This window comes from Nonomuraea sp. NPDC004354, from assembly GCF_053602555.1.
Window position 1 is genome coordinate 89,422 of record NZ_JBSGDV010000007.1, and the last position, 24,617, is coordinate 114,038.

A 24,617-nucleotide genomic window follows, 5' to 3' on the forward strand; every position below is an offset into this window, starting at 1 on the left:
ACGCGAGCCGCCGCGGCCGGGCACGCATAGTGGCAGCATCGTCACCCGGCGTTCCCATCGGATACGGCGAAGCCCCGGAGCGGCGGCGGCCTGCTCCGGGGCTTCGGCGAGCATGATCGGGCGGACCCTACAGGTTGCCGCGACGCTCCTGCTCGCGCTCGATCGCCTCGAACAGCGCCTTGAAGTTGCCCTTGCCGAAGCCGAGCGAGCCGTGCCGCTCGATCAGCTCGAAGAACACCGTCGGGCGGTCCTGCACGGGCTTGGTGAAGATCTGCAGCAGGTAGCCGTCCTCGTCGCGGTCGACGAGGATCTTGCGCTGCTTCAGCTCCTCGATCGGCGCCCGCACCTCGCCGATCCTGGCGCGCAGCTCGGGGTCGTCGTAGTAGGAGTCGGGGGTGTCGAGGAACTCCACGCCCGCCGCCCTCATGTTGTCGACGGTCGTGAGGATGTCGTTGGTGGCCAGCGCGATGTGCTGCACGCCGGGACCGCCGTAGAACTCCAGGTACTCGTCGATCTGCGACTTCTTGCGGCTGATCGCGGGCTCGTTGAGCGGGAACTTCACCTTGCGGGTGCCGTCCGCGACGACCTTCGACATCAGCGCGGAGTACTCGGTGGCGATGTCGTCGCCGACGAACTCCGCCATGTTGGTGAAGCCCATCACGTTCCGGTAGAACTCCACCCACTCGTCCATCTTGCCGAGCTCGACGTTGCCCACGCAGTGGTCGATCGCCTGGAAGAAGCGCTTGGCCGGGGGCGCCACGATGGGCTCGGCCGCACGGTATCCGGGCAGGTAGGGGCCGGAGTAGTTGGACCGGTCGACCAGGGTGTGCCGGGTCTCGCCGTAGGTGGCGATGGCCGCGACCACGACCTTGCCGTTCTCGTCCTCCAGCGTGTACGGCTCGGCCAGCCCCTTGGCGCCCTTGGCGAGGGCGTGCGCGTAGGCCGCCTCGACGTCGGGCACCTCGATGGCCAGGTCGATCACGCCGTCACCGTGCTCGGCGACGTGGCGGGCCAGGTCGATGCCGTGTCCGTGGTCGCGCCCGCTTCGGCCTTCGTCGGCGCGCTGCGGCCGTACCGACGCGCGGAACTCGAACCGCGCCCCGCCCGAGGCGAGGACGTAGGCCACCTCGTCCCTGCTGCCGTTCTCCGGGCCGCGGTAGGCGACCAGCTTCATCCCGAACGCGGTGGAGTAGTAGTGGGCCGCCTGCTTGGCGTTGCCCACAGCGAACACCACGGCGTCCATGCCCTTGACCGGAAACTCATCGCTCATACCGATAACTCTCAATTTGTATGGACGCCTTGTGCAACTGTTACTTGAACCAGTGGACAATCTGTCCATGACCATCGACGAACTGGACGCCAAACTGCTCAGTCTGCTCTCCACTGAGCCACGCCTCGGAGTTCTGGAGTGTTCGCGCCGGCTCGGCGTGGCCCGCGGAACGGTGCAGGCGCGACTCGACCGGATGATCGCCAGAGGGGTCATCACCGGTTTCGGCCCCGACGTCTCGGCGGCGGCGCTCGGCTACGACGTGACCGCGTTCGTCACCATGGAGATCCGCCAGGTGAGCGGCCACGATCCGGTCGCCGACCAGCTCGCGCGCATCCCGGAGGTGCTGGAGGTCCACACCATCACCGGAGGCAGCGACCTGCTGTGCAGGGTCGTGGCGCGTACCAACGCCGACCTCCAGCGCGTCATCGACCGGATCGTCGCCGTCCAGGGGGTTCTGCGGACTTCCTCGGTGATCGTGCTCGACACTCCGGTCCCATACCGAGTTCTGCCATTGGTCATGGATGTACCACGACGAGGCGTGCGAAAGTCTTAGCATCGTTACCGATCGTTTATTCTTGGCCTTCCGCCAGCTGACGGGGGTTTGCTGAGCGTGCGATCGGGGGGGAGTCTGTGGCGAAGAGCGTGGGCAAACGGCGGATTCTGCGATGGGTGGCCATCGCGTTCGGTGCCGGGATCCTCGCGACGGTCGCGCTGTTCGGCGTCGCATGGGCCATGACGCCCATCCCGGACAGCACCCAGAAGGAAGCCACGGCGCAGGGCTCGGTGATCTACTACCGCGACGGCAAGACGGTCCTGGCCAAGCAGGGCGTCAACCGCAAGAACGTCAAGCTCGCCCAGGTGCCGCCGCACGTCCGCGACGCCGTCATCGCCGCGGAGAACCGCTCCTTCTACACCGACAGCGGCGTGTCGCTGAAGGGCACCGCCCGCGCCGTGTGGTCCACCGTCACGGGACAACAGCTGCAGGGCGGCTCCACGATCACCCAGCAGATGGTCCGCAACTACTACAGCGGCCTGAGCCAGGAACGCTCGATCACCAGGAAGTTCAAGGAGATCCTGATCTCCATCAAGGTCGACCAGTCCAAGTCGAAGGACTGGGTGCTCGAGCAGTACCTCAACACCATCTACTTCGGCAGGGGCGCCAACGGCGTCCAGGCCGCCGCGCAGGCCTACTTCGGCAAGAACGTCGAGAGCCTCACCGTCGCCGAGGGCGCCTACCTGGCCGCGGTCATCCAGCAGCCCAGCAGGTTCGCCGACCCCAAGGGCGGCGACCGCGCCGCCGCCGAGGCGCGCTGGAGGGCGGTCGTCGACGCCATGGTCCAGACGGGCGCCCTGACCGCCGCGGACGCCGCCAAGCAGGACTTCCCCGAGCTCAAGAAGCCCAGGGCCGCCTTCGCGCTCAAGGGTCAGGACCAGGTCATGGTCGACAGGGTGCGCGAGGAGCTCAACGCCCGCGGCTACACCGACGAGCAGATCGACAGCGGCGGCCTGAAGATCGTCACCACCTTCGACAAGAACCTCATGGGCGCCGCCGAGCGCGCGGTGAAGTCCGTGCTGCCGGAGTCCACGTCCACGAAGGTGCGCACCGGCCTGGCCGCGGTCGACCCCGCGACCGGCGAGGTCGTCGCCTTCTACGGCGGAAGCAAGGACCAGTCGTGGGACAACGCCTTCTCCGCGAAGGTGCAGGCCGGTTCGACGTTCAAGCCGTACACGCTGGCCGCCGCGCTCGACAGCGGCCTGCCCCTCTCGACCACGGTCAACGGCAACTCGCCCATCTCCGTGCGCGGCGCCTCCCAGCCGATCCCCAACGACAGCGGGCGTTCCTACGGATACGTCGACCTGATCCGCGCCACCCAGAACTCGGTCAACACCGCCTTCGTCGACCTCGGCCAGAAGGTCGGCCTCGACAAGGTCGCCAAGGTCGCCGAGGCGGCCGGCATCCCCGCCGCCCAACTCGAGGCGCAGCGGGCCTACGCCTCCTTCCCGCTCGGCGTCTCCTCCGTCAGCGCCGTGCAGAACGCCTCAGGCTTCGCCAGCTTCGCCAACGGCGGCGTCCACATGGAAAGCCACGTCGTCAAGTCGGTGACCGACGCCAACGGCAAGAAGTCGGTCATCAAACCCAAGGCGACCACCGTGGTCAGCGAGCAGGCCGCCGCTGACACGATCTACGCCATGGAACACGTCGTCAAGTACGGCACCGGCACCGGCGCCCGCCTCTACGACCGGCCGGTCGCCGGCAAGACCGGCACCACCGACAGCAACGCCGCGGTCTGGTTCAACGGCTTCACCCCGCAACTGGCCACCGCGGTCAACATGTTCCGCGACGACAACAAGACCGTCGAGGTCCCCGGGTACGGCGTGCAGTTCGGCGGCCAGCTGCCCGCCCGCATCTGGAAGGCGTTCATGACGGAGGCGCTCGACGGCGAGCCCGTCGAGCAGTTCCCCCAGCCGTCGCAGTACGGCTACGACCGCTGGGACGACACCCAGGCCCCCCGCGGCGACGACCGCGGCCCCGACACCGGCTACGACGACGGTTACGACACCGGCTACGACCGGCCCCAGGACACGTGGCCGGGCCAGTGGAACGGCGAGCGGCAGGACAACCCGCAGAGCCCCCCGCCGTCCGAGCAGCCGGCCACGCCGCAGAACCCGGTCGTTCCCGAGGAGACCGACAGGGGCGAGGCCCAGGACACCGAGCCGCCGAACACCGGCCAGCCGGCCGAGCCCGACCGGCTGGACGACGCCTCAACCCGCCCCGGGGGCCGCTAGCTCGGCGAGCAGGCTTCAACCCGTCCCGGGGGCCGCCAGTTCGGCGAGCAGGTCGGCCGGGGTGGTCACCGGGAGGCGGCAGGTGAAGCCCCGGCAGACGTAGGCGGCGGGCGCCCCGCCGACCAGCCCCCGTTCCTCAAGCAACGGCACCCTGACACCGCCCGCGCCACCGTCCACGCCGCTGCCCGCGCCGCCCGCGCCGCCGCTCGTGTCGCTGGCCGCGCCGCCCGCGCCGCCGCTCGTGTCGCTGGCCGCGCCGCCCGCGCCGCCGCTCGTGTCGCTGGCTGCGCCGCCTGCGCCGGTGCTGGTGGGCGCGGGGCCCTCCAGCGGGGCGTCGCCCACGGCGATCACCATGCCCGGCACGTCGGCCAGCAGCGCCGCCCGGTGCAGCGCTCGCCTGCGCGGATCGTCCGCCGGCCCCACGATCGCCACCTCGACCGGCCCGGCCAGCGCGGCCTGCGCCACCGCCAGGCCCCAGCCCGCGAACCTCGCATGCCCCCCGGACAGCACCGACACCGTGCCGAGCGCCGACGCGGCGGCCTCCCGATGCCGCGCCGACCCGGTCAGCGCCGCGTACGACAGCAACGCCCCCGCCGCGGCGAACTGCCCGGACGGCGTGGCGTTGTCCGTCGGATCCTGGGGCCGCTGGAACAGCCGCTCGGCGTCGTCCGCCGTGTCGAAGAAGCCGCCGCGCCCGTCCGCGAAGCGGGACAGGACCACCTCCAGCAGCCGCTCCGCCAGCGCGAACCACCGCACCTCGCCCGTCACCCCGTACAGCGCGAGCAGCCCCTCGGCCAGGTCGGCGTAGTCCTCCAGCACGCCCGCGTTCCGCCCGGCGTGCCCGTCACGGGAGGTCCGCAGCAGCCGGTCGCCGTCGAGGTGCACCCGCTCCAGCAGGGTCGCGGCCTGCCGCGCCGCCTCCACCAGGTCGGGCCGCTCGAACACCGCTCCCGTCTCCGCGAGCGCGGCCACGGCCAGGCCGTTCCACGCCGCGACCACCTTGTCGTCGCGGCCCGGCCGTACCCGCTGGTCCCTGGCCGACATCAGCCGCGACCGCACCCTGGCGAACCGGTCGGCGTCGTCAGGGTCACCGAGCAGCTGCAGCACCGAGGTGCCGTGCTCGAAGGTGCCCGTCACCTCGAACAGCTCGATCGCCCACGCGGCGTCCTCGGGGTCGAGGACCTCCCGCAGCTGGGCGGGCGTCCAGACGTAGAACCTGCCCTCCTCGCCCTCGCTGTCGGCGTCGAGCGCCGAGGCGAAACCGCCCTCGGCGGTGCGCATCTCCCGCAGCAGCCAGTCGGCGGTCTCCAGCGCGACCCGCCTGGCCAGCGGCGCGCCCGAGGACTTCCACCAGTGCGTGTAGACCCTGAGCAGCAGCGCGTTGTCGTAGAGCATCTTCTCGAAGTGAGGGACCACCCACCCGGCGTCGACGCTGTAGCGGGCGAAGCCGCCGCCGAGCTGGTCGTAGATCCCGCCCCGCGCCATCGCCTCCAGCGTCCTGGCCGCCATGTCCCTGGCCGCCACGGCACCGTCGCCCTGGTATCTCAGCAGGAACTCCAGCACCATCGACGGCGGGAACTTGGGCGCGCCGCCGAAGCCGCCGCGCACCGGGTCGAAGGACCGCAGGAGGTTCTCCACGGCCACCGTCAGCGTCTGGGCCGTCGGCACCGGACCGCTCGGCAGCGTCGATCCGCCGGTGAGCGCCTCGACGACCTTCGAGCCCTGCTCCACCACCTGCCGCCGGTCCTCGGTCCACGCGGTGTGCACCCCGACGAGCAGGCGCTGGAACTGGGGCTTCGGGAAGTAGGTTCCGCAGTAGAAGGGGTGGCCCTCCGGCGTCGCGAACACCGTCATCGGCCACCCGCCCTGCTGCGTCATGGCCTGCGTGGCGCTCATGTAGACGGCGTCGACATCGGGCCGCTCCTCGCGGTCGACCTTGACGTTGACGAAGCGCTCGTTCATCAGGCGGGCGGTCTCGACGTCCTCGAAGCTCTCGTGCGCCATGACGTGGCACCAGTGACAGGCCGAGTAGCCGACCGAGATCAGCAGCGGCACGTCGCGCCGTCGCGCCTCCTCGAACGCCTCCTCGCCCCACTCGAACCAGTCGACCGGGTTGTCGGCGTGCTGCTGAAGGTAGGGGCTGGTGGCGTGCTTCAGCCTGTTCATAGGGCCAGCCTCTCACGCTCGCCACCCCCGGCGACCGCCCCGCCGACCACCGCCGTCCCCGCGCCCCCGCAACGCCCAGGCCCTTCCCCTCTCCCGGCGCCACCTGGCCATTCCCACGCCCAGGCCCGCGCTGCCGTCCACGGCGGTCAGGACTCCGGCGCGGGTCTCGGCCGGCTCGGCGATCCTGCGTTCGAGCGCCTCGGCGGAGTGCGGGCCGAGCGTGCTTCCCGCGGCCAGTCCTCCGCCCGGAGCTTTCCGCGTCATTCTCGCGGCCGGCCCTTCATCCGGCCATTCGCGCTGCGTTCGATGTCCGCGACGCCCAGGCTGCTTCTCGGGCGGCGGGCGGGTGCCGGGCCAGGTCGGGCGGGCCCACGGGTCCTCGGTGCGCGGCATGTCGTGGCCTGCCGGTGGGGGTCCGTGACGGCGGGGACCGGAGTCCTGCTGGGCGGCGCGCCCGCGGCGGACGGCACCCCGCGACCGGGGAGGCGCCAGACCGGCTTGCCGTACGGGCCGGGCCGGGAAGGCGGGCCGACTCACGGGAGGCCGGACACCGGCAGACCTGGAGGACGGACCCGGAAGGTGGGGGGATACGCAGAAGAGAGGGCTGGGTGGGTAGGTTACCGAGCGTGGACCTTGACTTCGTGAGCGCTCATGCCGAACGCGCCGCGACCGAGCTGACCCGCAGGGATGTGGCCCGCGCGCTGCTGGCCGTCCCGTCCGGGGTGGCGCTGGTGGCCCTGCCGGACCTGCGGCGGGCGATGTTGGCCGCCGGCAACCCGCTCTCGCCGGTCTTCTGGGACACCGCGAGGGCCACGCTCAGCTCGATCGAGGCCGGCACGGCCACGGTGGGCGACGTGCAACGCTGGCTGGAGGCCACCGGCAGCGAGCCGATCCTGCTCACGCCCAGCTACTTCGTCTGGCCCGAGGAGGACGAGCGCGGCCCGGTCGCCGAGGAGATGTACGCGCTCTTCGTCGCCTACCTGGAGCGGCGCGTCGAGGCGGGCGAGACCGACCCCGACGCCCTGGCGACGGGCGATCCGGCGGCCCGCGCCGCCTACGAGGAGCTGCAGGAGCGCTGGCTCAACACGGCGCTGCCGGACGGCAGGGTGCCGGTGCTGGTGGTGAGCGACGAGCAGGACGAGGAGTTGTTCGCGGCGTGGGACGAGGAGGAGTCCTACGCGCTGGCCGAGCTGCGAAGGATCCTCGACGAGCTGCCCAAACGCCCCGAGCTGCCGGAGCCCGAGCTGCGCCAGGCCGCGGCCAGGCTCAGGGAGGTGCTCGTCTTTCCCGGCTATCCCGGCAACGTGCTGCGGGCGTGCGCCGGGTTCGAGGGCGGGCTCATGCCCGACGACGACAGGGAGCTGTGGCTGTCGGTCGTCGCGGGGATCGCGGGCCCGGTCTCCGACCTGGACGAGGACGTGGACCTGGACCGGGTCCTGGGCCAGGACCAGGAGAAGGACCTGGCGCCTGAGCCGGCGGACGAGGACCTCACCCACGAGGAGGCGGTGCTGGCCGCGCTGTGCGCCATCCATCACGCCGACTGGCTGGCCGCGGTGGCGGCGCTGGCCCGGCTGGGGCCCGGCGTGCTGGCCTCGCCGGAGCGGATCGCCCGGCTCATCGCGGAGTCCGAGGACATCACGGTCGACATGGACGATCCCGACGACCTCGACACCACCGAGACCCTGTTCACCCACGTGACCGAGCTGTGGGCCTACCTGGGCATCGTGGACGAGGACGACGTCCTCACCCCGCTGGGCTGGTGGGGCCTGCCTGCGGCGCTGGAACGGGCCTGGTCGGCGGAGGAATGAGCGCGCGCGGCAGCCACCAGTTCCACCGGCCCACGACCGACACGCGCCGATCCGGCCCGCGCCCGTGACCAGGGCGGCACGGCCACGGTTTCCTCGCTCCCACGTCAGGGGGCGAGGTTCACCGTCACGCTGCCTCGACCAGGTCCTGGTAGTCGGGGTGACGGCTGATCCACTTGGCCACGTACGGGCACAGGGGACGGACCTTCAGCCCGGTGTCCCTGCTCACGTCGAGAGCCCGCCTGACGAGCCGGCCGGCCAGACCCTGCCCCTCGAACTCCGGGGCGACCTCGGTGTGGGTGAACACGATGACCGTGGGCAGCAGCTTGTACTCGGCGAACCCGGCGAGCCTGCCGCCCACGTGGATCTCGAAGCGGGACTCGTCCGGGTTGTCGACGATCGCGATCTCTTCGGTCACTTCTTGTCCAGGTCGGCCTCGTGGGGAACCTCGATCTTCGAGATCTGCTTGTTCATCGACTTGATGAGCAAGAACAGCGCGAATCCCAGGAGTGCCACGACGGTGAAGCCTAGGATGCCCGGGCTCACGTCACCAACGGCGAAGTACGTCACGCCGTCCAGTCTACGTGCGGGCGCACGCGGTCTCCTCGGCGTGTATGCCCGCGAACAGGTCGTCCTCGGGAAGCCTGGTGTCGACCAGCGAGCGCGCGAGGTGGTAGTCCTCGGTCGGCCAGATCTCCTGCTGCAGCTCCCTCGGGCACACGAACCAGAACCCGTCGGGGTCGACCTGGGTGGCGTGCGCCATCAGCGCCTCGTCGCGGGTCTTGAAGAAGTCGCCGCACGGCACCCGCGTCGTCACCGGCCACTTCTGCGGGCGGTCCTCCCAGCGGGCGATCCAGTCGGCGTACGGCGAGCCGATGCCGCGCTTGGTCATCGCCTCGTGCAGCGCCTCGAACCGCTCCTTGGTGAAGCCCATCTGGTAGTAGAGCTTCAGCGGCTGCCAGGGGTCGCCCGCGCCCTGGTAGCGGTCGGGGTCGCCGGCGGCGTCGAAGGCCTCGACCGACACCCTGTTGGTCATGATGTGGTCGGGGTGCGGGTAGCCGCCGTCGTCGTCGTAGGTGAGCATCACGTGCGGCCTGAACTCGCGCACCGCCGCCACCAGCGGCCTGGCGGCCACCTCGAGCGGCTGCAGGGCGAAGCACCCCTCCGGCAGCGCCTCCTCCTCGCTCTCGGGCAGGCCCGAGTCGACGAAACCGAGGAAACGCTGGCTCACTCCGAGGATCTCGCGCGCGCGGTCCATCTCCTTGCGGCGGACCTCGGCGATGTTGGCGACGATCTCGGGCCGGTCCATCTTGGGGTTGAGCACGGAACCGCGCTCACCGCCCGTGAGAGTACAGACGAGGACCTCAACGCCATCCGCGACATAACGCGCCATCGTGGCGGCGCCCTTGCTCGACTCGTCGTCGGGATGGGCGTGGACGGCCATCAGCCTCAGCGTGGCGCTCACTGGCTCGCTGTCTCCTCACATCGGACCGGGTCACTCGCCACAGGAGGTTTACTTCTCCTGGGCGGTCGCGGGGGCGCACCCCCTACAGGCGACAATTGTCTCGGACAACACCGCGGAGTGCAGGGAGATTCCGTCATGGCCACCAGAGATGCCGAGAACGGTCCGGTTCTCGGCACCCCGGACGACTTCATCGACCGCCCGGAACGGCAGGGCAGGCTCGTCGTCCATGTCGTGATCGCGGTACTGGTGGCGATCATCGCTGGCGGATGGGGTTACGTGATGTGGACCGCCACCGGTCAGGCCACGGTCCCGCAGCAGGTCATCGCCTTCGACGCGAGCAGGCCCGACTCCGCCGAGATCACGTTCGGCGTCGGCAGGCCGGCGGACAAGACCGTGGTGTGCCGGTTGAGGGCGACGGATGCCAACCATGTGGAAGTAGGTAGCAAAGAGGTAAGGATTCCGGCCGGTGAGGGGTATATCCAACTGAAGGAGCGCCTGGACACCAGTGCTCAGGCATCCTCAGTCCACATCCAGTCCTGTTATCTCGTATAGTGAGACGTTTGGGGAAGCGTTGAGCGTGTAAAGTTGTTACTCTTTCGCGATTCGCGGACCCAAGTGAACACAGGGCCCCCAAGGAAGCAAGGAGAACCCGTGGCCGACTCTCGCGATGAGAACGTCACCTGGCTGACGCAGGAGGCGTACGACCGCCTGAAGGAGGAGTACGACTACCTCTCGGGCCCGGGTCGTGTTGACATCGCCAAGAAGATCGAGGCTGCTCGTGAAGAGGGCGACCTGCGGGAGAACGGCGGGTACCACGCGGCCAAGGACGAGCAGGGCAAGATCGAGGCTCGTATCTACCATCTCAGGCAGCTCCTCGACAGCGCGAAGGTGGGCGAGGCCCCGAAGACCGAGGGCGTGGTGGGTCCCGGCATGACCGTCACGATCCGCTTCGAGGGCGACGACGACGAGGTCACCTTCCTGCTCGCCTCCCGCGAGGAGACCGGCGCACCCATAGACGTCTACTCGCCCAAGTCGCCGCTCGGCGCCGCGATCAACGGCAAGAAGATCGGCGAGAAGGCGACGTACGCCATGCCCAACGGCCGTCAGAACACGGTCGAGATCCTCGAGGCCGTGCCGTACATCGGCAACTGAATCCCGACCAGCAGATCCGCCGGGCAGCGGGCCCGGCGGATCTTCAGCGTGCGCAGGGAGGAATCAGGCAGGACCTGTCCTTCCTGGTGTACGGCGACCGCCCGCGCACGCCGCGGCCGCCCGGCCCGTACGGCCCGCCCCCGCCCAGGCCGTCCCGCGGCCAGCGGCTGGTGCCCTTCATCGCGGTGACGCTCGCCATGGTGATCGCCGCCGACGTGGCGTTACTCGGTGAGTTCTCCGAGAAGGAGCCGGCCCCGGCCGCCGTGACGGCCACGAAGCTGGCCCCGCGGGAGAACCTGGTCGCCGAGCGCGAGACGGCGCCCCCGGTGCAGCCGCTCGGCAAGCTGCGCAAGCCCAGCGTGTTCGTGGTGACGCGCAAGCCGCTGCGGCGCGCCACGATGGAGAAGGTCGTCAAGGTCAAGGGCATCCAGGCGGTGGAGCTGGCCGACGCCGCCTCCGTCACGATCGACGGCAAGCGGGTGCAGACGCTCGGCGTCGACCCCTCCAGCTTCCGGTCCTACACCCCCAAGGTGACCGCCTCGTCCGACGGCCTGTGGGCCAACATCGCGGGCGGCGACGTCGCCGTCTCCTTCGTCCTCGGCAACGACGGCGGGCTCTCGCTCGGCCGCAGCGTGCCGGGGCCGCGCGGGCAGCTCAGGATCGGCGCCTACGCGACGATGGGCATGGGCGCGGTGGACGCCGTCGTCTCCAGGGACAAGGCCCGCTCCCTCGGTTTCCCGCAGAACAACGCGATCGTGGTCAGCGCCCCGAAGGCCGACACCGCCACGCTGCGCAGGGCGCTGCTGCGGGTGTTGCCGAAGGGCTCGCAGGTGGCCGCGATCAACCCGGTGCTGGCCGCGCCGAAGAAGGTCACGCAGTGGAGTTCGGGCTCGTTCATGACGGCCGCGCAGCTGACCACGGCGCTGCAGGCGGGGGCGGGCAAGCTGGGCCGGCCGTACGTGTGGGGCGCGGAGGGGCCGGACACCTTCGACTGTTCGGGGCTCGTGCAGTGGGCCTTCGCCCAGGCGGGCGTGCGCATGCCGCGCGTCACCCACCAGCAGTGGGTGACCGGGCCGCAGGTGCCGCTGGCGCAGGCGCAGCCCGGCGACCTCATCTTCTGGCGGAGCGACCCCACCAACCCCGGCTACATCTCTCATGTGGCGATTTATTGGGGTAACGGCAAGGTGCTGCAGGCGCCGAGAACCGGTGACGTGGTGAAGATCTCGCCCCTCAGCACGCGCAACCTGGCGGGCGTCGTGCGGGTCAGCCCGGTCATCGCCGCCCGCGTTCGCTGACAGCTTTAGTCCGACGGCACGACTGAGGCTGGCCCTTGTCCGGCAAGTGTGTAATTCTCATTACATGGATACTGACGAAGCAACCAGCACGCTGCGGGCGTGGTTCACGGGCCGGCTGCCCGAGACCTGGTTCACCGGCCCCGTGACCATCGTCCTCGACCGCGAGGAGATCGCCGTCATCGGGACCCTCCCCGAGCCCGAGGCCGGCTCCGACGCCGAGAAGGCCGCCACGATCGACGGCCTCGTCCGGCGCTTCAGGGAAGAGACCCGAGAGCGCCGCATCGAGATCGCCACGGAGGCCGAGCGGAAGTTCCGCCGCAAGGTCTCGTGGGGGGTGACCTGCGGCGACGAGACGGTGATGTTCACCACACTGTCCGTGCCCGTGATGACCAGGCTGCGGCAGTCCGAGCGGCAGGTCCTCGACACCCTGGTCGCCGCCGGCGTGGCCCGCAGCCGCAGCGACGCGCTCGCCTGGTGCGTACGGCTGGTCGGCAAGCACACCGACACCTGGCTGACCGAGTTGCGCGACGCGCTGCAGCATGTCGACCGTATTCGCGCAGCTGGCCCTTCCGGAATGGACTGAACCAATCTCCTGATTGGTTTAGACCTTTCCTCTTGGTCTGGACCAATTAACTTTCTTTAAATCTCTTCTCGGTGGGTAGGTTCCCTCTCCATCAAGGCCGCTGCCTGCGCAAAGGTCTACGCCAATTCGCCTTTGTCGGCATTAGTCGTTAATGATGACGTGGCCCAGATAAGAGTGGAGGAGCCGCTGCCGTGTCCCTTTCCGTTGAAGTACCCAGCCCGACGTCCAACCAGAAATTGGCCGACTGGGTGAACGAGATCGCCGCCCTGACCCAGCCCGCCAGGATCGAGTGGTGCGACGGGTCCGAGGCCGAGTGGACGCGCCTGACGAACCTGCTCGTCGACCAGGGGACCTTCACCCGCCTCGCCAAGAGGCCCAACAGCTTCTACGCCAAGTCCGACCCGAGCGACGTCGCCCGGGTCGAGGACCGCACCTACATCTGCTCCGAGCGCGAGGAGGACGCGGGCCCGACGAACAACTGGATCGCGCCCGCCGAGATGCGCGCGACCTTCGGTGAGCTGTTCAAGGGCTGCATGCGCGGGCGGACGATGTACGTCGTGCCGTTCTGCATGGGACCGCTGGGCGGGGAGATCTCCCAGCTCGGCGTGGAGATCACCGACTCGCCGTACGTGGCGGTGTCCATGCGGATCATGACGCGGATGGGCGCTGAGGCGCTGCGCCTGATCGAGCAGCGTGGAGCGGCGCGAAAGGCCGAAGAGAGCGACGAAGGAGCCAACGAAGGCCGCAGCAAGCGCGACCATGAGCACGGCGACTTCGTCAAGGCCGTCCACTCCGTCGGCGCGCCCCTGGCCGAGGGGCAGCAGGACGTGCCGTGGCCGTGCAACTCGACCAAGTACATCAGCCACTTCCCCGAGACCCGCGAGATCTGGTCGTACGGCTCCGGCTACGGCGGCAACGCGCTGCTCGGCAAGAAGTGCTACGCGCTGCGCATCGCCAGTGTGATGGCCCGCGACGAGGGCTGGCTGGCCGAGCACATGCTCATCCTCAAGCTGACCCCGCCCACGGGCGAGACCCGCTACATCGCCGCCGCCTTCCCGAGCGCCTGCGGCAAGACCAACCTCGCCATGCTCCAGCCGACCGTTCCCGGGTGGAAGGTCGAGACGATCGGCGACGACATCGCCTGGATGCGGTTCGGCGAGGACGGCAGGCTGTACGCCATCAACCCGGAGGCCGGCTTCTTCGGCGTGGCGCCCGGCACCGGCGAGACCACCAACGCCAACGCCGTGAAGACGCTGTGGGGCAACAGCATCTTCACCAACGTCGCGCTCACCGACGACGGCGACGTGTGGTGGGAGGGGCTGACCGACGAGCCGCCGGCGCACCTCACCGACTGGAAGGGCCGCTCGTGGACGCCCGACTCCGAGGAGCCGGCCGCCCACCCGAACGCCCGCTTCACCACCCCGGCGTCCCAGGCGCCGACCATCGCCCCCGAATGGCAGGACCCCAAGGGCGTGCCCATCTCGGCGATCCTGTTCGGCGGCCGCCGCGCCACCGCGGTACCGCTGGTCACCGAGTCGCTGAGCTGGCAGCACGGCGTCTTCCTCGGAGCCAACGTCGCCTCCGAGAAGACCGCCGCCGCCGAGGGCAAGGTCGGCGAGCTGCGCTACGACCCGTTCGCGATGCTGCCGTTCTGCGGCTACAACATGGGCGACTACTTCGGCCACTGGCTGTCCGTCGGCCGCCGCGAGGACGCGCGGCTGCCCCGCATCTACTACGTGAACTGGTTCCGCAAGGACGACGCCGGCCGCTTCATCTGGCCGGGCTTCGGCGAGAACAGCCGCGTGCTGAAGTGGATCGTCGAGCGGCTGAACGGCGAGGCCGAGGCCGTACCGACGCCGATCGGGCTGCTGCCGAGGGAGCTCGACACCGAGGGGCTCGACCTGTCGGAGGAGGACCTGCGCACGCTGCTCACCGTCGACCGTGAGGTGTGGCGGCAGGAGGCGGCCCTGATCCCCGCGCACTTCGAGAAGTTCGGCGACCACCTGCCCAAGGAGCTGTGGGCCGAGTACGAGGCGCTCCTCGACCGGCTGTGATGTCGAGGCCATGCCGGGCGGGGACGGCCCGGCATGGCGGTGGACGGTTCCTCCGCGTGCCATGGGGCATATGCCTGCGCTCTTCCTGCGCGTGCCCGAACTGAGGGAAACTTTTGAGGGGACGCCACGCGTCTCATAAGCACACGGGCCGTCCTTCCCTCAGGGGGCAGTACATGGCATTCGTTCTGTTCTTTCTCGCGTTACTGCTGGCCGTCGCGGTCGCGAAGACCACGTCCTCGCTCCTGCGGGAGCACGCCAGGGTCCGGGAGGTGGCGGCGCACGCCGGCGGCGATCTGGGCCATTACGAGCTCGCCTACCTCGCCGGCGGCCCCCTGCGGGTCGTCAACACCGCGATCGCCCTCCTGGCCAGGGCGGGCGCGCTGCGCGTCTCCCGCGGCGGCCTGGTGCACCCCGTGGCGGGAGCCGACTCGGCCGATCCCGTCGAGCGGGCCGTGCTCGCCGCCGTGGCCGTGCTGCCCGGCGGCATGCCGGTGCACGCGCTGCGCCACGAGGTCGGCACCGGCCCCGCCATGGACGACCTGCGACACCACCTCATGGGGGCCGGCCTGCTCGTGCCCGACGGTTCGCTGGTGCCGGTCCGTACCCACCTGACCCGCGTGAGCGGGTTGTCGGGCCTCGCGGCCATACTCGGGATCTTCACGGCGGTCATGCTCGTCGCCGGCGCCGTGCCCGTCGAGCCGCTCTCCGTGGCGACGGTGCTCATCTGCGCGATCGTCTGGCTGGCCGGCCGGATCGTCGCCCGGCGGCGGCGACGCGCCCTCACCAACATCCTCAGCCATGCCGGGCAGGCGGAGCTGCTCCGTGCCGAGCAACGGCACGTGCGCGGGGCGGCCGCCCCCGACCTCGCCTTCGCCATCGGCGTGCCCGTCGCCCTGTACGGCCTGAGCGAGCTCGACGACGCGACCCTCAGGGACGAACTGGACGAGAAGCACAAGGCCGTCTCGTCATCGAGCTGCGCCTCGGGGTCCTGCGGCGGCGGGTCGGGCTCCGACACCCTCCACGGCGGCGGCGACTTCGGCTCCTCCGACGGCGGCGGCTCCAGCTGTGGCGGCGGGTCCGGTTGCGGCGGCGGGTGCGGTGGCGGCTGCGGCGGCGGGTGACGGGATGCGCCCGATGGACGGCCGGCTCGGCGTGGGCATCGGCTGGCGGCCGGAGATCGACCTGACGGTGGAGCGCCTGCCCGACGTCGACTTCGTCGAGATCGTCGCGGAGAACATCAGGCCGGCCGCGCTGCCCGAGTCGCTGCGCGTCCTGAGGGAAAGAGGCGTCCCCGTGGTCCCGCACGGCGTCGGCCTCGGCCTCGGCGACGCCACCCCGCCGGACCCCGCGCGCCTGGCCCACCTGGCGGCCTGCGCGCAGGCGCTCGACGCGCCGCTGGTGAGCGAGCACCTGGCGTTCGTGCGCGGGGGCGGGATGGAGGCCGGGCACCTGCTGCCGGTCCCGCGCACCCGCGAGACGCTCGCGGTCGTCGCCGACAACATCAGACGCGCCCAGGACGCGCTGCCCGTCCCGCTGGCGCTGGAGAACGTGGCGGCCATCTTCGGCTGGCCGGAGGACGAGCTGACCGAGGCCGAGTTCCTCGGCGAGCTGGTGGCGCGCACCGGGGTCGGGCTGCTGGTCGACGTCGCGAACCTCTACACCAACCAGGTCAACCTCGGCCTGTCCGTGGTCGCGGCGCTGGACACGCTGCCGCTGGCCGCGCTGGCCTACGTGCACGTGGCCGGCGGGCACCTGCACGACGGCGTCTGGCACGACACGCACGCGCAGGCGGTCCCTGAGCAGGTGCTGGAGGTGCTGGAGGAGCTGTGCGCCCGGGTGGCGCCGCCGGGCGTCCTGCTGGAGTGGGACGACCACTACCCGAGCGACGCCGCGCTGGCCGGCGAGCTCGACCGCATCCGCACGGCCATGGCCGCGGGCGCCCGCCGCCTGGCGACCTCGTAGGACCGGGCATGGAGGGTCACGGCAGCATGCAGGCGGGGAGCGGGTCGCAGGCGCTGAGGGAGGCCGGGCCGGAGGAGGTGACGGAGGTGTCGGGAGTGTCGGGGGAGCTGTCGCGGGGTGCCGCGGGGCCCGAGCGGTCGCTGGAGGACGTCAGGGCGCGGCTGGGGGAGGCGCAGGCGAGCGTGGTCGCGGCGCTGGTCGCGGGTGGCGCCCCGCCCGCCGGATTCGACCAGGTACGGCTGGCCGTCCAGGCGCGCAGCCTGCTCGCCAAGCGGCGCGGCATCGTGGCGAGGCTGCGCCCCGACGCCGCCGCGGCAGCGGGGGCCGCGCTGGTGGCCGAGTTCGCCGCCTACGCCGCCGCCCGTACCGAGCCCCCGGCCCGCTACCGTGCCGACGCCGACGACTTCGCCGACTGGCTGCGCGCCCGAGGGATCCTCCACGACCCGCCACCGCGCCGCCGCGGGCGCCTGCCGTTCCCCTGGCGCCGCCGCTGAACCGGGGGACACCCCCCACAGTGCGGGTCGGCCACCCTTCGCCTCGCAGCGGCCCGAGCCTCGGTCCTGCCGTTCTTCCTGGGGCCGCGGTGAGTCCCGGGGAGCTCTTGCCGAGGTCGGCCAGACATCCTATGTTTGCCGCGTGATAGTCGACGCCCACCAGCACTTCTGGAACCTGGAGACCGGCGCCTACTCCTGGCCCACTCCCGACCTGCCGGCGATCCACCGCACCTTCGGCCCCGAGGACCTGGCGCCCGAGCTGGCCGCCGCGGGCGTCGACCGGACGGTCGTGGTCCAGGCCGACGACTCCTTCTGGGAGACCGACGCCATGCTGGCCCACGCCGACGCCCACGACTTCATCGCCGGGGTCGTCGGATGGGTGCCCCTCGACCGCCCGGAGGAAGCCGCCCGAGCGCTCGAGCGCTACACCAGACATCCGAAGTTCGTCGGCGTCCGGCACCTCATCCACACCGAGCCCGATCCCGACTGGCTGATCGGGGAAGCGGTGCTCGACGGGCTCGGACTGCTGGCCGAGGCGGGCGTGCCGTTCGACGTGGTCTCGCTGCTGCCCCGGCATCTGGAGCACGTCGTCACGATCGCCGAGCGGCACCCCACGCTCAACCTCGTCATCGACCACCTGTCCAAGCCCAGGATCGCCGCCGGTGAGCTGGAGCCGTGGGCGTCGCTGCTGCGCGCCGCCGCCGCCTGCCCCACCGTGTACGCCAAGGTGTCGGGTCTGGTCACCGAGGCCGACCACGCCCGCTGGACCGTGGCGGACCTGCGGCCCTACGTGGAGCACGCGGTCGAGGTGTTCGGGCCGGACCGGCTGATGTTCGGCAGCGACTGGCCCGTCTCGCTGCTGGCGGCCGACTACCGGACGGTCTTCACGGTGTACGGGGCGCTTCTCGGGGGGATCGACCGCGACAAGGTGCTCGGCGGGAACGCCGCCCGTTTCTACGGCTTGAGCGCGATGTAGCGGCCCGTCGCAGGCCGGAGGTTCGCGGCTATTTGCGTGGTTTATGCTATTTTGCTACTTTTGGGCCGTTGTGCGACGAGCTGTGACATGTTCGTTGCCGTTTCATTGCCCGGACCGCGCGTCATCTCAGGCCAGTCCGCCGGACGCGCGGCCGCCGAATCCGTATCCACGGAGCCGGGGACCCACTTCCCTTGGGGTGAATCGAGCGCCCGCTCAGCGGCGCCCGTAGGGCACTTCCCAGCCCGAACCCGTCAGCTAACCCGGTAGGCGGCATGGAAGCCAAGGAGCAGACCCTTCATGCCCACGCATCTCACCTACCGGCTGGGACGCGCGCTGCTCGGCGCCGTCATCACCGCGGGCGCCGTGACCGCGGTCGCCACCGGTGCGCAGGCCGCCCCCCAGCCCGGCGTCGTGTCGCCGGTCTCCCGGACCCCCGCTCCGGCCGCCGCCGCGGACGCCCCGGCGGTGCTCGGCCGGGCCGCCCACCTGATCGACGCCAGGACCGGCAAGGTCTACTTCAGCAAGAAGGCCGATCGGCGCATGCCGGTGGCCAGCATCACCAAGGTGATGACCGCCTACACCGTGCTGAAGGAGGCCAAGCCCACGGACGTGGTCAAGGTCACCTCCGCTGACGTGCGCTACGCCTCGAAGGGCGGCGCCTCCGTGGCGTACCTGCGCGCCGGCGACCGGCTCACCGTGGAGGAGATGCTCTACGCCCTGATGCTGCCCTCCGGCGCGGACGCCGCCCACGCGCTGGCCCGCTCGTACGGGCCCGGTGTCGACGCCTTCACGGCGAAGATGAACGCCAACGCCCGCGCGCTCGGGATGAAGGACTCGCTGTACGTCAACCCCGACGGGATGCCCGCCAAGGGCGGCGGCTACTCCACCGCGCGCGACCAGGTACGGCTCGCCCAGGCCGCGCTGGACAACAAGACGATCAAGAAGGTCGGCTCCACCCGGTACCGCTCGCTCCCCGAGACGGCGGAGCACGGCGCCTACTCCTGGCGCAACACCAACCGCCTCCTCGGCACGCCGGGCGCCGTCGGCCTGAAGACCGGCTTCACGCGCGCCGCGGGCTACACCCTCGCCTTCGCGGCCGAGCGTGACGGCCATCGGCTGGTCGGCGTGATCCTGGGAGAGTCCAGCTCCAGCCGCCGCTTCGACACCGCCGAGGCGCTTGTCGACTGGGCGGCGACCAGCGGCAGGCTCTGACCGGCGGGGCGCACGCGCCCCCATGGTCCCGCCGCGTCCGACCACCGCCCGCGGCGACGGATGTGGCGAGCGGGCCGGACGGTTCCACCGTGGCGCTGGAGGCGGCAGCGGATCGCCGACAGCTCGCCAGGAATCCGCCTAAGGGGGCCAGCAGTCTCGAAAGGCGGTGATAATTGCCTGTTAGGTCGTGAGTCGACCACTAAGGCACAGCACCGCTGGGGAGGAACTCCGTGGGCCTGCGCGATCTGGTCTACCGGCTGTACGAGCGCCGGTTGGAGGCCAAGCTGTCCGCCGACAGCGGCGACTTCCCCCGCCATGTCGGGGTCATCATCGACGGCAACCGCCGTTGGGCGCGCGCGATGGGCATGCGCGACGTCAGCAAGGGACACAGGAAGGGCGCCGACAAGATCTCGGAGCTGCTCACCTGGTGCCGTGAGGCGGGCGTGGAGGTCGTCACGGTCTGGATGCTGTCCAGCGACAACCTCAACCGGCCGAAGGAGGAGCTGGAGCCGCTCCTGAGGATCATCGAGGACGTCACTCAGGAGCTCGTGGCCGAGGGCTGGCGCATCATCCCCGTCGGCGCGCTCGACCTCCTCCCCGACCAGACGGCGAATGTCCTGAAAACCGCGAAAGAAACCACATCGCACCGTCCCGGGCTGATTGTGAACGTTGCGGTTGGGTATGGAGGAAGACGTGAGATTGCCGATGCGGTGCGCTCACTCCTCCAGGAGCACGCAAGTAGGGGGGCGAGCATCGAGGACCTGGTCGAGGTCCTCGATGTGGAGCACATCGCGGAGCATCTCTACACTCGCGGTCAGCCCGATCCCGACCTCCTCATCAGGACGTCGGGCGAGCAACGACTGTCAGGCTTCCTGCTCTGGCAGAGCGCCCACTCCGAGTTCTACTTCTGCGAGGCCTACTGGCCTGACTTCCGCAGGGTCGACTTCCTGCGGGCGCTGCGCGACTACGCCGCGAGACACCGGCGTTACGGCTCCTGAGACATGTTCACGAACAGCACGTGAACAGACGCTTGGCCGCTTCGGCGGCGGGTATCCAGGACCTAACGTTGGAAGTGGCCGACCACAGGCCGGTCACTCCGGAGAGGGCCCGCCTTTGCGCACTGACCTGCCGAGGGGGGCCGGTACCCGGCGCCCCACGCGGGGCGCGGGCCCGGTCCGAATTCCCGCCTCGTCTGCAGGGCGCCCCTTCCACGGGCGCCCGGGGGAGAACGTGTGGCAGTGTCCTCGAGCAACAACTCCACCACCAAGCGCACCTACGTGCTGGACACCTCGGTCCTGCTCGCCGACCCGGCGGCGATGACCCGCTTCGCCGAGCATGAGATCGTCCTTCCGATCGTCGTGATCACGGAGCTGGAGGCCAAGCGGCACCATCCCGAGCTCGGCTACTTCGCACGCAAGGCACTGCGCTACCTCGACGACCTGCGGGTGCAGCACGGCAGGCTCGACGAGCCGATGCCGACAGGCGAGGGCACGATCAGGGTCGAGCTGAACCACAGCGACCCCTCGATCCTGCCGGTCGGGTTCAGGCTGGGCGACAACGACACCCGCATCCTCACCGTGGCGCGCACGCTCGCCGCCGAGGGCAAGGACGTCGTGCTGGTGTCCAAGGACCTGCCGCTGCGGGTGAAGGCCGCCTCCATCGGCCTGTCGGCCGAGGAGTACCGCGCCGAGCTGGTCATCGAGTCGGGCTGGACCGGCATGGCCGAGGTCCAGGTCACCACCGACCACGTGGAGACGCTGTTCGAGCACGGCTCCGCCGACCTGGAGGAGGCGCGCGAGCTGCCCACCCACACCGGCCTGCGGCTGCTGTCGGCCAGGGGCTCCGCGCTCGGCAGGGTGCTGCCCGACAAGTCCGTACGGCTGGTCCGGGGCGACCGGGAGGCCTTCGGCCTGCACGGCCGCTCGGCCGAGCAGCGCATCGCCCTCGACCTGCTCATGGACCCCGAGGTGGGCATCGTGTCCCTCGGCGGCAGGGCGGGCACCGGCAAGTCGGCCCTGGCGCTCTGCGCCGGCCTGGAGGCCGTCCTGGAGCGCCGCCAGCACCGCAAGGTCGTGGTCTTCCGCCCGCTCTACGCGGTCGGCGGCCAGGAGCTCGGCTACCTGCCGGGCAGCGAGGGCGAGAAGATGGGCCCGTGGGCGCAGGCCGTCTACGACACGCTGAGCGCGGTGACCACGCCCGAGGTGATCGAGGAGGTCCTCGACAGGGGCATGCTGGAGGTCCTGCCGCTCACCCATATCCGCGGCCGCTCGCTCCACGACGCCTTCGTGATCGTGGACGAGGCGCAGTCGCTGGAGCGCGGGGTGCTGCTGACGGTGCTGAGCAGGATCGGCGCCAACTCCCGCGTCGTGCTGACCCACGACATCGCCCAGCGCGACAACCTCAGGGTCGGCCGGCACGACGGCGTGGTGGCGGTGGTGGAGAAGCTCAAGGGCCATCCGCTGTTCGCCCACATCACGCTGACCAGGTCCGAGCGCTCGCCGATCGCGGCGCTGGTGACCGAGATGCTGGAGGACATCACCCTGTAGAGCGGTGATCAGGAGGGCGCACCCGCGGGGGTCAGGTCGTGGAACTCCGCGCAGGTGCGCCTTCCCGTCGTCGACGAGGCCGACACGGTCCTGGTGATGTTGACCTGCACCTTGGCGATCTCGGGGCGCAGCCGCGCGGTGCAGACGATCTGGGCGAGCGCCGCCCGGCTCAGCTCCCGCTCGCCGGTGAGGGTGACGTACAGGACGAGGCTCTTGTTGTCCGGGTCCATGCGCTGGGTCCGCTGGCCGATGGGCTCGGCGTCCACGGCCTGGTAGCGCATGCCGTACAGGTCGGTGTCCTGGCCGGACTCGACGGGATGGTTGGCGAGGTCCATGAGCGTGCGCATCAGGTCTTCGGGGGTCTTGCTGGCGACCCTGACCTCCTGCAACGCCAGGCGGCCCTTCTTGATGAGGTAGACCTTGGCCCAGATCGGCTCGGTGCTGATCACGGGCGCCGAGGTGAGGACGGTGACCGGGGTGGGCGTGATGCCGCACCCGGTGAGCGTCAGCAGGGCGGCCAGCAGGATCCAGGCGCGTCTCATGCGTGCGGCAGCCAGACCGTGAAGAGGGTGCCGGGACGCTGCGCGCGCACCGAGATCGTGCCGCCGTGCAGCTGGGCGTTGGCCCGCGCGATGGACAGGCCGAGCCCGCTGCCCTGGCTGCGGACGCGCCCCGTGCCCGCCTTGAAGAAGCGGTCGAAGACGTGCGGGATGGCCTCGGCGGGGATGCCGTCGCCGTGGTCGCGCACCTTCACCTCCAGCCCGTTCATGGTGCTGCGGGCGGTGACCAGCACCGGCGGGCCACCGTGTTTGAGGGCGTTGCCCACCAGGTTGGCGACGATGACGTCGAACCTGCGGGGGTCGAGGTTGACGACGGCTCCGGTGGGCGCCTGCACGCTGACCCGCTCGCTCCAGCCGCGCACTTCCAGGCTGTCGCTGATGGCGTCGGCGACGTCGACGGACTCCAGCGCCAGCGTGGCCGTTCCCGCGTCGAACCTGCTGACCTCGATGAGGTGCTCCACCAGCTCCCTCAGCCGCTCCATCTCCGACAGCACCAGCCTGACGGCCTTCGCGGGCTGCTCGGGCAGGCGGTCGGCCTCCTCCGCGAGCATGTCGGCCACCGCGGTCATCGCGGTGAGCGGGGTGCGCAGCTCGTGGGAGACGTCGGCGACGAACCTGCGTGACATGGCCTCCAACGCGCGCAGCTCCGAGACGCTCAGCTCCAGCGCCGCGGCGGCGTCGTTGAAGTGCGCCGTCAGCTCCGACAGCTCGTCCTTGCCCCGGACCGGCAGCCGCGTGTCCAGCCGGCCGCGGCCGAGCGCCTGGGCGGCCGCGCTGAGCCTGCCCACGGGAAGCAGCACGTGCCTGGCCGACACCAGGGCCACGGTCAGCGCGATCAGCAGGGTGATGGCGCCGGCCTGGGCGAAGGCGTCCCTGAGGTTGGACAGCGTCCGCTCCTCCTCGGCCAGCGACACGTACTCGTAGACCAGCAGCCCGGTCGGCCTGGGGACGTCGTCGGTCCCGGCGCGGTAGACCTGCGTGCCGAGGACGAGCCAGAGCTCGCCGTCGATGATCCTGCGCTGGCTGACCAGCTTGCGCAGTGCCTGGCCGCGCAGCTCTCCCGACACGTCGTCGGGGCCGAACGCGCCCGTCTCGTCGCGGTAGTAGAGGCCCTGGTACTCCAGGAGCGCGTGGCGGTCGGGCCCGGACAGGGCGTTGGCGAGGTTGTTCAGCTCCTCGCCGCTCGGCGGCACCTCGCCGGGGCGCAGCTCGCCGACGGCGAAGTCGATGCGCCGCAGGTCCTTGGTGAGGTCGTCGACGGCGTTCCTGGTGGTCCTCTCGATCAGCGCGCCCTTGGCCAGCCCGAAGCCGATGCCCGCGACCAGGGCGGAGGCGGCGACGGCGACGAGGGTGAAGGTGATGACGAGCCGGCCGCGCAGGCCGGTGAGAAACGCGATCACGGCGGGCTGAACCGGTAGCCGAATCCCCGCACGGTGTGGATGAACGTCGGCTCGGCGGGCCTGGGCTCGATCTTCGCGCGCACCCGCTGGACGCAGGCGTCGACCAGGCGGGAGTCGGCCACGTGGGTGTGGTCCCAGACCGCGCGCAGCAGGTAGCGCCGGTTGAGCACCTGGCCGGGGTGGCGGACCAGCTCCAGCAGCAGCCGCAGCTCGGTGGGCGTGAGGTGGATCTCCTTGCCCGCCAGGCTGACCTTGAGCGCGCCCCTGTCGACGACCAGGTCGCCGAAGGTGATGCGGTCGGAGGTGGCCGACTCGGCCCTGCGCAGGATCGCCCTGATGCGCGCGTCGAGCACGCGCGGCTCGACCGGCTTGACCACGTAGTCGTCGGCGCCCGCCTCCAGGCCGACGACCACGTCGAGGTCGTCGCCCCTGGCTGTGAGAATGATGACGGGCAACTGGTCGAGCTTGCGGATACGCCGGCACACCTCGACGCCGTCGATGCCGGGGAGCATGACGTCGAGGATGGCGATCTCGGGCCGGCGCGACCTGACGTGGTCGAGTGCCTCCTCGCCGGTCGCGTAGGAGGTGACGGAATGACCTTGGCGGGTCAGTGCCAGCTCGAGCGCGGTCCGAACGGAGGGGTCGTCTTCGACGAGGAGGATTCCTGCCACGCGCACATTATTCTTCCGACTTGGGGAGATGCGTTCCGTGTCACGAAACTGTGACACGCCACGCACAAGACTACAAAGAACACCAGGCAGCCTGAGGGGGGACCTCCCCTCGGCACGGGGGTGCGAGGGGCGGACCCCCCTCTGTGTGACGAAAATCACATGATCCGAAAAGTCCTGGTTGGTCAAGGGAACTCCAACCGAATGCCACGTTCGGGTTGC

At 70.6% G+C, this 24,617-nt stretch carries 23 protein-coding genes and 1 riboswitch; of the genes, 15 read left to right on the plus strand and 8 right to left on the minus strand.

Going from position 1 to position 24,617, the window contains the following annotated elements:
* Positions 1 to 127: 127 nt before the first annotated feature.
* Positions 128 to 1,270: a 4-hydroxyphenylpyruvate dioxygenase gene (gene hppD / locus ACWENQ_RS21475; RefSeq protein ID WP_449917983.1), complete on the minus strand. Its 1,143-nt coding sequence runs from the start codon at positions 1,268 to 1,270 to the stop codon at positions 128 to 130.
* A 67-nt stretch (positions 1,271 to 1,337) separates the two neighbouring features.
* On the opposite strand from hppD, the gene ACWENQ_RS21480 reads away from it, so the two are divergent.
* Both ACWENQ_RS21480 and ACWENQ_RS21485 read left to right on the plus strand, forming a co-directional pair.
* Positions 1,338 to 1,823, plus strand: coding sequence for an Lrp/AsnC family transcriptional regulator (locus ACWENQ_RS21480; RefSeq protein WP_449917982.1), 486 nt, complete (start codon positions 1,338 to 1,340; stop codon positions 1,821 to 1,823).
* A 116-nt stretch (positions 1,824 to 1,939) separates the two neighbouring features.
* On the plus strand, positions 1,940 to 4,057 hold the full coding sequence (locus ACWENQ_RS21485; RefSeq protein ID WP_452415780.1) for a transglycosylase domain-containing protein: 2,118 nt from the start codon (positions 1,940 to 1,942) through the stop codon (positions 4,055 to 4,057).
* Between the two features lie 15 nt (positions 4,058 to 4,072).
* Here ACWENQ_RS21485 and ACWENQ_RS21490 read toward each other — a convergent pair whose 3' ends face one another.
* Entirely contained in the window at positions 4,073 to 6,223 is a 2,151-nt protein-coding gene (locus tag ACWENQ_RS21490) for a thioredoxin domain-containing protein (protein ID WP_452415781.1), read from the minus strand.
* 12 nt (positions 6,224 to 6,235) lie between these two features.
* Positions 6,236 to 6,487 (minus strand): hypothetical protein, encoded by a 252-nt coding sequence (locus ACWENQ_RS21495; RefSeq protein ID WP_452415783.1) that lies wholly within the window; start codon positions 6,485 to 6,487, stop codon positions 6,236 to 6,238.
* Between the two features lie 362 nt (positions 6,488 to 6,849).
* Between ACWENQ_RS21495 and ACWENQ_RS21500 the strand changes: the two genes are divergently transcribed.
* Positions 6,850 to 8,031: a hypothetical protein gene (locus ACWENQ_RS21500; RefSeq protein ID WP_449917976.1), complete on the plus strand. Its 1,182-nt coding sequence runs from the start codon at positions 6,850 to 6,852 to the stop codon at positions 8,029 to 8,031.
* Between the two features lie 124 nt (positions 8,032 to 8,155).
* On the opposite strand, the gene ACWENQ_RS21505 is transcribed toward ACWENQ_RS21500, so the two are convergent.
* Together ACWENQ_RS21505 and mca are read right to left on the minus strand one after the other, a co-directional pair.
* The gene (locus tag ACWENQ_RS21505) at positions 8,156 to 8,446 is read right to left on the minus strand and encodes a GNAT family N-acetyltransferase (protein WP_449917973.1); all 291 of its coding nucleotides are present in this window, start codon (positions 8,444 to 8,446) and stop codon (positions 8,156 to 8,158) included.
* Positions 8,447 to 8,608: 162 nt separating this feature from the next.
* Complete coding sequence (gene mca / locus ACWENQ_RS21510) at positions 8,609 to 9,493, minus strand: mycothiol conjugate amidase Mca (RefSeq protein WP_354905667.1); 885 nt, start codon at positions 9,491 to 9,493, stop codon at positions 8,609 to 8,611.
* Between the two features lie 135 nt (positions 9,494 to 9,628).
* Here mca and ACWENQ_RS21515 point away from each other — a divergent pair, with 135 nt between their 5' ends.
* The 12 genes from ACWENQ_RS21515 (at position 9,629) to ACWENQ_RS21570 (ending at position 21,767) form a co-directional block, all read left to right on the plus strand.
* Positions 9,629 to 10,045, plus strand: coding sequence for a DUF4307 domain-containing protein (locus tag ACWENQ_RS21515; protein ID WP_449917970.1), 417 nt, complete (start codon positions 9,629 to 9,631; stop codon positions 10,043 to 10,045).
* A gap of 99 nt (positions 10,046 to 10,144) precedes the next feature.
* Positions 10,145 to 10,645: a transcription elongation factor GreA gene (greA, locus tag ACWENQ_RS21520; RefSeq protein WP_354905672.1), complete on the plus strand. Its 501-nt coding sequence runs from the start codon at positions 10,145 to 10,147 to the stop codon at positions 10,643 to 10,645.
* Between the two features lie 86 nt (positions 10,646 to 10,731).
* Complete coding sequence (locus ACWENQ_RS21525; RefSeq protein WP_452415784.1) at positions 10,732 to 11,940, plus strand: C40 family peptidase; 1,209 nt, start codon at positions 10,732 to 10,734, stop codon at positions 11,938 to 11,940.
* A 64-nt stretch (positions 11,941 to 12,004) separates the two neighbouring features.
* Positions 12,005 to 12,523 carry a hypothetical protein gene (locus ACWENQ_RS21530; protein ID WP_354905677.1) on the plus strand — a complete coding sequence of 173 codons (519 nt, stop codon included), beginning with the start codon at positions 12,005 to 12,007 and terminating at the stop codon, positions 12,521 to 12,523.
* Positions 12,524 to 12,714: 191 nt separating this feature from the next.
* Positions 12,715 to 14,577 (plus strand): phosphoenolpyruvate carboxykinase (GTP), encoded by a 1,863-nt coding sequence (locus ACWENQ_RS21535; RefSeq protein ID WP_449917964.1) that lies wholly within the window; start codon positions 12,715 to 12,717, stop codon positions 14,575 to 14,577.
* Positions 14,578 to 14,750: 173 nt separating this feature from the next.
* Positions 14,751 to 15,698 (plus strand): TIGR04222 domain-containing membrane protein, encoded by a 948-nt coding sequence (locus tag ACWENQ_RS21540; RefSeq protein WP_452415786.1) that lies wholly within the window; start codon positions 14,751 to 14,753, stop codon positions 15,696 to 15,698.
* Positions 15,699 to 15,702: 4 nt separating this feature from the next.
* Positions 15,703 to 16,539 (plus strand): DUF692 domain-containing protein, encoded by an 837-nt coding sequence (locus ACWENQ_RS21545; protein WP_452415788.1) that lies wholly within the window; start codon positions 15,703 to 15,705, stop codon positions 16,537 to 16,539.
* A gap of 8 nt (positions 16,540 to 16,547) precedes the next feature.
* Positions 16,548 to 17,033 carry a hypothetical protein gene (locus ACWENQ_RS21550; RefSeq protein ID WP_452415790.1) on the plus strand — a complete coding sequence of 162 codons (486 nt, stop codon included), beginning with the start codon at positions 16,548 to 16,550 and terminating at the stop codon, positions 17,031 to 17,033.
* 142 nt (positions 17,034 to 17,175) lie between these two features.
* Positions 17,176 to 18,009, plus strand: a complete 834-nt coding sequence (locus ACWENQ_RS21555; RefSeq protein ID WP_452415792.1) for an amidohydrolase family protein — start codon at positions 17,176 to 17,178, stop codon at positions 18,007 to 18,009.
* A gap of 142 nt (positions 18,010 to 18,151) precedes the next feature.
* Positions 18,152 to 18,294, plus strand: a riboswitch (cyclic di-AMP (ydaO/yuaA leader).
* Positions 18,295 to 18,306: 12 nt separating this feature from the next.
* Positions 18,307 to 19,221 carry a D-alanyl-D-alanine carboxypeptidase family protein gene (locus ACWENQ_RS21560; RefSeq protein WP_452415793.1) on the plus strand — a complete coding sequence of 305 codons (915 nt, stop codon included), beginning with the start codon at positions 18,307 to 18,309 and terminating at the stop codon, positions 19,219 to 19,221.
* A 230-nt stretch (positions 19,222 to 19,451) separates the two neighbouring features.
* Positions 19,452 to 20,219 (plus strand): isoprenyl transferase, encoded by a 768-nt coding sequence (locus ACWENQ_RS21565; protein ID WP_354905693.1) that lies wholly within the window; start codon positions 19,452 to 19,454, stop codon positions 20,217 to 20,219.
* 234 nt (positions 20,220 to 20,453) lie between these two features.
* Complete coding sequence (locus tag ACWENQ_RS21570) at positions 20,454 to 21,767, plus strand: PhoH family protein (RefSeq protein ID WP_354905695.1); 1,314 nt, start codon at positions 20,454 to 20,456, stop codon at positions 21,765 to 21,767.
* A gap of 8 nt (positions 21,768 to 21,775) precedes the next feature.
* Here ACWENQ_RS21570 and ACWENQ_RS21575 read toward each other — a convergent pair whose 3' ends face one another.
* The 3 genes from ACWENQ_RS21575 to ACWENQ_RS21585 are packed head-to-tail and all read right to left on the minus strand — an operon-like array spanning position 21,776 to position 24,398.
* Complete coding sequence (locus ACWENQ_RS21575) at positions 21,776 to 22,309, minus strand: hypothetical protein (RefSeq protein WP_354905697.1); 534 nt, start codon at positions 22,307 to 22,309, stop codon at positions 21,776 to 21,778.
* On the minus strand, positions 22,306 to 23,727 hold the full coding sequence (locus ACWENQ_RS21580; RefSeq protein ID WP_354905699.1) for a HAMP domain-containing sensor histidine kinase: 1,422 nt from the start codon (positions 23,725 to 23,727) through the stop codon (positions 22,306 to 22,308). Before ACWENQ_RS21580 ends, ACWENQ_RS21575 begins: the two co-directional genes overlap by 4 nt.
* A complete protein-coding gene (locus ACWENQ_RS21585; protein WP_354905702.1) occupies positions 23,724 to 24,398 on the minus strand; it encodes a response regulator transcription factor in 675 nt (224 codons plus the stop codon). The genes ACWENQ_RS21580 and ACWENQ_RS21585 overlap by 4 nt, the downstream gene beginning before the upstream one ends.
* Between the last annotated feature and the right edge of the window lie 219 nt (positions 24,399 to 24,617).